At 69.5% G+C, this 7083-nt stretch carries 5 protein-coding genes; all 5 read left to right on the top strand.

Annotation, left to right across the window (positions count from 1 at the left end; all coding sequences use genetic code 11):
• Positions 1 to 128 precede the first annotated feature (128 nt).
• The 5 genes from ABZU46_RS30335 (at position 129) to ABZU46_RS30315 (ending at position 6999) form a co-directional block, all read left to right on the top strand.
• Complete coding sequence (locus tag ABZU46_RS30335) at positions 129 to 983, top strand: ABC transporter ATP-binding protein (RefSeq protein ID WP_354863132.1); 855 nt, start codon at positions 129 to 131, stop codon at positions 981 to 983.
• Positions 980 to 1669, top strand: coding sequence for a hypothetical protein (locus ABZU46_RS30330; protein ID WP_354863131.1), 690 nt, complete (start codon positions 980 to 982; stop codon positions 1667 to 1669). The genes ABZU46_RS30335 and ABZU46_RS30330 overlap by 4 nt, the downstream gene beginning before the upstream one ends.
• A gap of 340 nt (positions 1670 to 2009) precedes the next feature.
• A complete protein-coding gene (rplJ, locus tag ABZU46_RS30325; protein WP_354863129.1) occupies positions 2010 to 2558 on the top strand; it encodes a 50S ribosomal protein L10 in 549 nt (182 codons plus the stop codon).
• A 52-nt stretch (positions 2559 to 2610) separates the two neighbouring features.
• Positions 2611 to 2994, top strand: coding sequence for a 50S ribosomal protein L7/L12 (rplL, locus tag ABZU46_RS30320; protein WP_354863127.1), 384 nt, complete (start codon positions 2611 to 2613; stop codon positions 2992 to 2994).
• A 573-nt stretch (positions 2995 to 3567) separates the two neighbouring features.
• Positions 3568 to 6999, top strand: coding sequence for a DNA-directed RNA polymerase subunit beta (locus ABZU46_RS30315; protein WP_354863125.1), 3432 nt, complete (start codon positions 3568 to 3570; stop codon positions 6997 to 6999).
• The last annotated feature ends 84 nt before the right edge of the window (positions 7000 to 7083 follow it).

The raw sequence follows: 7083 nt of genomic DNA, 5'->3' as shown, positions 1-7083 counted from the left end.
CCCCACACACCCCATTATTCTCCAAGCGACCTCGCGTCCCCTATTAGCCCTATGTTTCCCTCCACGGGGCCCTTCCCATCCTTTGCCCCCGCCCCCCGGCGCGTCTGTGGTGTGGCAAGCTCGATCGCATGCGGCTGGAGAACGTCTGGTTGCGGTATCACCGGCGTGGTCCGTGGGTGCTGCGGGGCGTGGATGTGCGGATCGGCCCGGGTGAGGTCGCGGTAGTCCTGGGCCGCAACGGGGTGGGCAAGTCCACGCTGCTCCAGGTGGCCGCCGGGGTGCTGCGGCCGGGCCGGGGTCGGGTCGTCGACCGGCCAGCCCGGGTGGGCTGGGTCCCGGAGCGTTTCCCGGCCGACCAGCCCTTCACCGTCTCGGGCTACCTGACCAGCATGGCCCGCGTTGCCGGGTTGGGGCGGTCGGCCGCCGACGAGGCGGTGACAACCTGGACGCAGCGGCTCGGCCTGGGCGCGTTCAGCTCGGTGCGGCTTCCGGAGCTGTCCAAGGGCACCGCGCAGAAGGTGGGTCTCGCCCAGGCCATGCTGCGACCGCCCGGCCTGCTGGTGCTCGACGAGCCGTGGGAGGGCCTCGACGCCGCGACCCGCGAGCTGGTTCCCGAGCTGATCGACGAGGTGCTGGCCGACGGCGGCACGGTCCTGGTCAGCGACCACCGCGGGGAAACGGTCCGGCTGCCGGGCGCGCGCCGCTGGTCGGTGGCCGCCGGCTCGCTGACCGAGGAGACCGCGTCGACCGACGAGGAGGCCATCGCGGTGGTCGAGGTAGCGGTGCCGGCCGCGCGGGTCGCCAGCACCGTCGCCCGGTTGCGCGCCGAGGGCCACCAGATTCTTCGGGTACGCGCCGACACCTCCATCACCGCACCGCAGGCCGGGCCTGCGGCTGCACCGCTGCGGCCGGCCGGTGAACCGGCTCTCGACCAGCCCGAGGGCGTGGACGCGGTCGAGCAGGCAGCGGGGGAGGCCCGGTGAGCGCCCTGGTGCGGATGCGGCTGGCGGGTTTCCTGCGGACCGGTCGGGCGTTGGCGCCGTTGCTCGCGGGTCTCGTCGTGCTCGGCACGCTCTACGGCGGCGGCCGGTCCCAGCCGGCGGAGGCGTACGGCGTCTCGGCCGTGGTGCTCTTCCCGGTGCTCGCCTGGCAGACCAAGATCCTGCTGGACATCGAGCCGGACGTGCAGCGCCGGCTCGCCCAGGTGACGGTCGGGGTGGCCCGGGAGCGCCTGGCCGGGCTCCTGGCGGCCGGCGTGGCGGCGCTGGTCGCGGTGGCGGTCGCGCTGCTATTCCCCTGGTTGGTGGGCGGGGTCACCGGCCCGGTCGAGCCGGGGGACCGGTCGGTGCCGGTCGGCATCGCGCTGGGACTGTGGGCGCACCTGCTGGCCGTACCCGCGGCGGTCGCCCTCGGGGCGCTGGCCAGCCGGGCGTCGGTGGGCGGTGCCGCGTACGGCGTGGCGGTGCTGGCCCTCGGCGGTGTCGGCGCGGTGGCGCTCGGTCTGCGCGGTTCGGTGGCGCCCTGGCTGGTGCCGCCGATCATGGCCACCGCGCGGACGACTGCGGGTGACGCCGCCGCGCTGACCCTGCTCGGGCTCACGCTCTGGGCGTCGGCGTGGAGCGCGGCGGTCACCGCCGGCTATTTGTGGCGGCGGCGGGCCCAGGGCTGACCAGCGACGCTGCCCGTGACCCGGCTCACCGGGGGCGATTTGGCGCTGGTGGTGCGGGCGCGTACTCTTCAACCGTCATCCGTGTTTCCATGGATGAGGAACCACCCAGAGACCGCTGGTCACCGTGCTCCGGCACGGTCGAAGGTCCCGCGACAACGGGCGACCCGCGTAGGGCGGCAAGCGTAACTCGGCAGTGAGCATGGTCCGCCGACCGTGACGATCCGCCGGCCCTCGCCCCGTGCGCCCTGCGCCGGGGCTTTTCGTTGTCGTGCTGCCTCCGCCCCCGCTCCGGCTTCGGCCGTGTCGGGGACCAGCCTCGAGTAACGAGAGAGGAGGAAACATGGCGGACAAGCCGATCCGGGCCGACAAGGCCACGGCCGTCGCTGAGCTGACCGAGAGCTTCCGCAACGCGGGCGCCACCGTGCTGACCGAGTACCGCGGTCTGACGGTTTCCCAGCTCACCCAGCTGCGGCGCTCGCTCGGCGCCGAGACCAGCTACACGGTCGCGAAGAACACGCTGGCGAAGCGTGCCGCGACGGACGCGGGCATCAACGGCCTCGACGAGCTGTTCACCGGTCCTACCGCGCTGACTTTCGTTTCGGGCGACGTCGTCGAGGCGGCGAAGGGGCTTCGCGACTTCGCGAAGGCCAACCCGAAGCTCGTCATCAAGGGCGGTGTCTTCGAGGGCAGGGCCATTTCCGCGGCCGAGGTCACGAAGCTCGCCGACCTGGAGTCCCGCGAGGTGCTGCTGGCCAGGATGGCCGGCGCGATGAAGGGCAACCTGAGCAAGGCCGCGGCCCTGTTCCAGGCACCGCTCTCCAAGGCCGCCCGCGCGGCGGCCGCCCTTGCGGACAAGAAGCGCGAGCAGGAGGGCGCCGAGGCGGCCTGAGGCCGCGCGGCGCACCCACGTTCTTAGACAACCTTTAGAAAGGACGCCAGACATGGCGAAGCTCAGCACCGACGAGCTGCTCGACGCGTTCAAGGAGATGACGCTGATCGAGCTCTCCGAGTTCGTGAAGCAGTTCGAGGACACCTTCGAGGTCACCGCCGCCGCTCCGGTCGCGGTTGCCGCCCCCGGTGGCGCCCCGGCCGCCGCCGAGGCCGAGCCGGAGAAGGACGAGTTCGACGTCGTCCTCGAGGCTGACGGTGGCAAGAAGATCCAGGTCATCAAGGTCGTGCGCGAGCTGACCGGCCTGGGCCTCAAGGAGGCCAAGGACGCGGTCGAGTCCGCGCCGAAGGCCATCCTGGAGAAGGTCAACAAGGAGACCGCCGAGAAGGCGAAGGCGAAGCTCGAGGGTGAGGGCGCCAAGGTCACCCTCAAGTGACCTGACGTTCCACCTGCGCGTGCCCGGCCCAGTGAGCCGGGACACGATCGCGTCGCGGCGGGCGGTGATCCGACACGGATCGCTGCCCGCCGTGTTTCGTGGATCCAGCGACAACCGTCCTGAGCTGGGCGTCGATGGTCGATGCCGGACCACCGGACGAGGGGCCCCGGTCGCCCTCAGGTGGGAAAGAACCGACGACCCGGATACCGGCCCTTGACGCGGCCCCGGCCTGCCAGGCACGCTGAACACCAGCAAGACACCGCGCTTGCGACGGCCACGACGTGGGTAATGACAGCGGCGGCACCAGCGGCCGCGGCAACCCGAGCGGCCCAGTGGGGACGTTGCGTTCTGAGCGGCCCGGCAGACCCCGGTTTACGGGGGCCGAGGCGCGTTCCGCGAACGACCTGCGGGGTGGGCTGGACAGCGGTTAGCCTCTCGGCTACACTGCTAGTTTGCGCTGCCTTCCGACTTGACCCCTGCTCGGAAATGTCCGTTTACGGATATTTCTGGTGGGGTCATTGGAGTGCACGCGTACCAGCCGTTCTGCAGCACCGGTCCTCGGAAGGACGCATCTTGGCAGCTTCCCGCCCTGCGAAGACCAGTCGTACGTCGAGCGCATTCGCTCCCCGCCGAGTTTCATTCGGCAGGATCACCGAACACCTCGAGGTCCCCAACCTCCTTGCCATCCAAAACGAGTCCTTCGACTGGCTCGTCGGCAACGAGGCTTGGCAGGGCCGGTCGGCGGACGACCCGCACGCACGCTCGGGTCTCGCGGAGATCCTTGAAGAGATCAGTCCCATTGAGGACTTCTCCGGCACCATGTCACTCTCCTTCTCGGCGCCGCGCTTCGACGAGGTCAAGGCCTCGATCGAGGAGTGCAAGGAGAAGGACCTGACCTACTGCGCTCCGCTCTTCGTGACCGCGGAGTTCACCAACAACACCACTGGCGAGATCAAGAGCCAGACGGTGTTCATGGGTGACTTCCCGATGATGACGCCCAAGGGCACCTTCGTCATCAACGGCACCGAGCGCGTCGTGGTCAGCCAGCTCGTCCGGTCTCCGGGCGTGTACTTCTCCAAGGAGCCGGACAAGACCTCCGACCGCGACCTCTCCAGCGTCAAGGTCATCCCGAGTCGGGGTGCCTGGCTGGAGTTCGACATCGACAAGCGCGACACGGTCGGCGTACGCATCGACCGCAAGCGTCGGCAGGCCGTCACGGTCCTGCTCAAGGCCATCGGATGGTCGGCCGAGCGGATCCGTGAGCGGTTCGGCTGGTCCGAGCTGATGATGACCACGCTCGAGAAGGACCACATCGCCGGCGCCGACGAGGCCCTGCTCGACATCTACCGCAAGCTGCGCCCTGGCGAGCCGCCGACGCGCGAGAACGCCCAGACCCTGCTCGACAACCTCTTCTTCAACCCGAAGAGGTACGACGTCGCCAAGGTCGGGCGCTACAAGTTCAACAAGAAGCTCGAAGTCGACGTGCCGATCACCACCGGCACGCTGACCGAGGACGACATCGTCGCCACCGTGGAGTACCTGTGCCGGCTGCACGCCGGTGAGGACGGCTACGAGGCCGACGACATCGACCACTTCGGCAACCGTCGCCTGCGCACCGTGGGTGAGCTGATCCAGAACCAGGTTCGGGTCGGCCTCTCCCGCATGGAGCGGGTCGTCCGCGAGCGGATGACCACGCAGGACGTCGAGGCGATCACCCCGCAGACCCTGATCAACATCCGCCCGGTGGTGGCGGCGATCAAGGAGTTCTTCGGTACGTCGCAGCTGTCCCAGTTCATGGACCAGACCAACCCGCTGGCGGGCCTGACCCACCGGCGTCGGCTGAGCGCGCTCGGCCCGGGTGGTCTGTCCCGGGAGCGGGCCGGCTTCGAGGTCCGCGACGTGCACCCGTCCCACTACGGCCGGATGTGCCCGATCGAGACGCCGGAAGGCCCGAACATCGGCCTGATCGGCGCGCTGTCCACCTTCGCCCGGGTCAACCCGTTCGGCTTCATCGAGACGCCGTACCGGAAGGTCGTGGAGGGTCGGGTCACCGACCAGATCGACTACCTGACCGCGGACGAGGAGGACCGGTTCGTCAAGGCCCAGGCCAACGCGCGGCTGAAGGCGGACGGCACGTTCGCCGAGGAGCGGGTGCTCTGCCGTCGTAAGGGCGGCGAGACCGAGGACGTCGTCCCCGGTGCCGTCGACTACATGGACGTCTCGCCCCGGCAGATGACCTCGGTCGCGACCGCCATGATCCCGTTCCTCGAGCACGACGACGCCAACCGGGCACTGATGGGCGCGAACATGCAGCGCCAGGCGGTGCCGCTGGTCAAGGCCGAGGCGCCGCTCGTGGGTACGGGCATGGAGTACCGTGCCGCGGTCGACGCTGGCGACGTGGTGGTCGCCGAGGTCGGCGGTGTGATCGAGGATCTCTGCGCCGACTACGTCACCATCCACCAGGATGACGGCCACCGCCGGACGTACCTGCTGCACAAGTTCCGCCGCTCCAACGCCGGCTCCTGCGTCAACCAGAAGCCGGTGGTCTTCGAGGGCGACCGCGTCGAGGCCGGTCAGGTCATCGCCGACGGTCCGTGCACCGACGAGGGCGAGATGGCGCTCGGACGCAACCTGCTGGTGGCGTTCATGTGCTGGGAGGGCCACAACTACGAGGACGCGATCATCCTGTCGCAGCGCCTCGTGCAGCAGGACGTGCTCACCTCGATCCACATCGAGGAGCACGAGGTCGACGCCCGGGACACCAAGCTCGGTCCGGAGGAGATCACCCGCGACATCCCGAACGTCAGCGAGGAAATGCTCGCTGACCTCGACGAGCGCGGCATCATCCGGATCGGCGCCGAGGTCGTCCCCGGTGACATCCTGGTCGGCAAGGTCACGCCCAAGGGTGAGACCGAGCTGACCCCGGAGGAGCGGCTGCTCCGCGCGATCTTCGGTGAGAAGGCGCGTGAGGTTCGGGACACCTCGCTGAAGGTGCCGCACGGCGAGACCGGCACGGTCATCGGTGTGCGCACGTTCTCCCGCGAGGACGGCGACGAGTTGCCGCCGGGCGTCAACGAGCTGGTCCGGGTCTACGTCGCCCAGAAGCGCAAGATCCAGGACGGCGACAAGCTCGCCGGCCGGCACGGCAACAAGGGCGTCATCTCGAAGATCCTGCCGATCGAGGACATGCCGTTCCTGGAGGACGGCACCCCGGTCGACATCGTGCTCAACCCGCTCGGCGTGCCGAGCCGGATGAACATCGGCCAGGTTCTGGAGACCCACCTCGGTTGGGTCGCCAAGACCGGGTGGAAGGTCGAGGGTGACGACGCCGACTGGAAGCGCCAGCTCCGCTCGATCGACGCGCACGAGTCCGAGGGTGACACCAACGTGGCCACCCCGGTCTTCGACGGTGCCCGCGAGGAGGAGATCTCCGGTCTGCTCGAGTCGACCCTGCCCAACCGGGACGGCAAGCAGCTGATCGGGCGTACCGGCAAGGCGCAGCTGTTCGACGGTCGTTCCGGCGAGCCGCTGCCGGACCCGATCGCGGTCGGCTACGTCTACATCCTGAAGCTCAACCACCTGGTCGACGACAAGATCCACGCTCGTTCGACCGGCCCGTACTCGATGATCACGCAGCAGCCGCTGGGTGGTAAGGCGCAGTTCGGTGGTCAGCGTTTCGGTGAGATGGAGTGCTGGGCGATGCAGGCGTACGGCGCTGCCTACGCCCTGCAGGAGCTGCTCACGATCAAGTCCGACGACGTGCTCGGCCGCGTGAAGGTCTACGAGGCCATCGTCAAGGGCGAGAACATCCCGGAGCCGGGCATCCCGGAGTCGTTCAAGGTGCTGCTCAAGGAGCTGCAGTCGCTGTGCCTCAACGTTGAGGTGCTCTCCAGCGACGGTGTGGCCCTGGAAATGCGCGAGACCGACGACGAGGTGTTCCGGGCCGCTGAGGAGCTGGGCATCGACCTGTCCCGGCGCGAGCCGAGCTCGGTCGAAGAGGTCTGAGGTGAGCGGTCGGGGGGGGGGGGGGGGGGGCCCCCCCCCCGCGACACCCCCCCCCCCCCCCGCCCACCCGAGAGCGAGGGGGGC

Source organism: Micromonospora sp. NPDC005197, assembly GCF_040608295.1.
In the GTDB taxonomy this organism is placed as follows: Bacteria; Actinomycetota; Actinomycetes; order Mycobacteriales; family Micromonosporaceae; genus Micromonospora.
The sequence above is the reverse complement of the archived record's forward strand: the minus strand, read 5'-3'. Positions and strand labels throughout refer to the sequence as shown.

Coding starts and splice junctions, on each gene's coding strand:
- ABZU46_RS30335 (WP_354863132.1), top strand. CDS start 129: ATGCGGCTGGAGAACGTCTGGTTGCGGTATCACCGGCGTGGTCCGTGG.
- rplJ (WP_354863129.1), top strand. CDS start 2,010: ATGGCGGACAAGCCGATCCGGGCCGACAAGGCCACGGCCGTCGCTGAG.
- rplL (WP_354863127.1), top strand. CDS start 2,611: ATGGCGAAGCTCAGCACCGACGAGCTGCTCGACGCGTTCAAGGAGATG.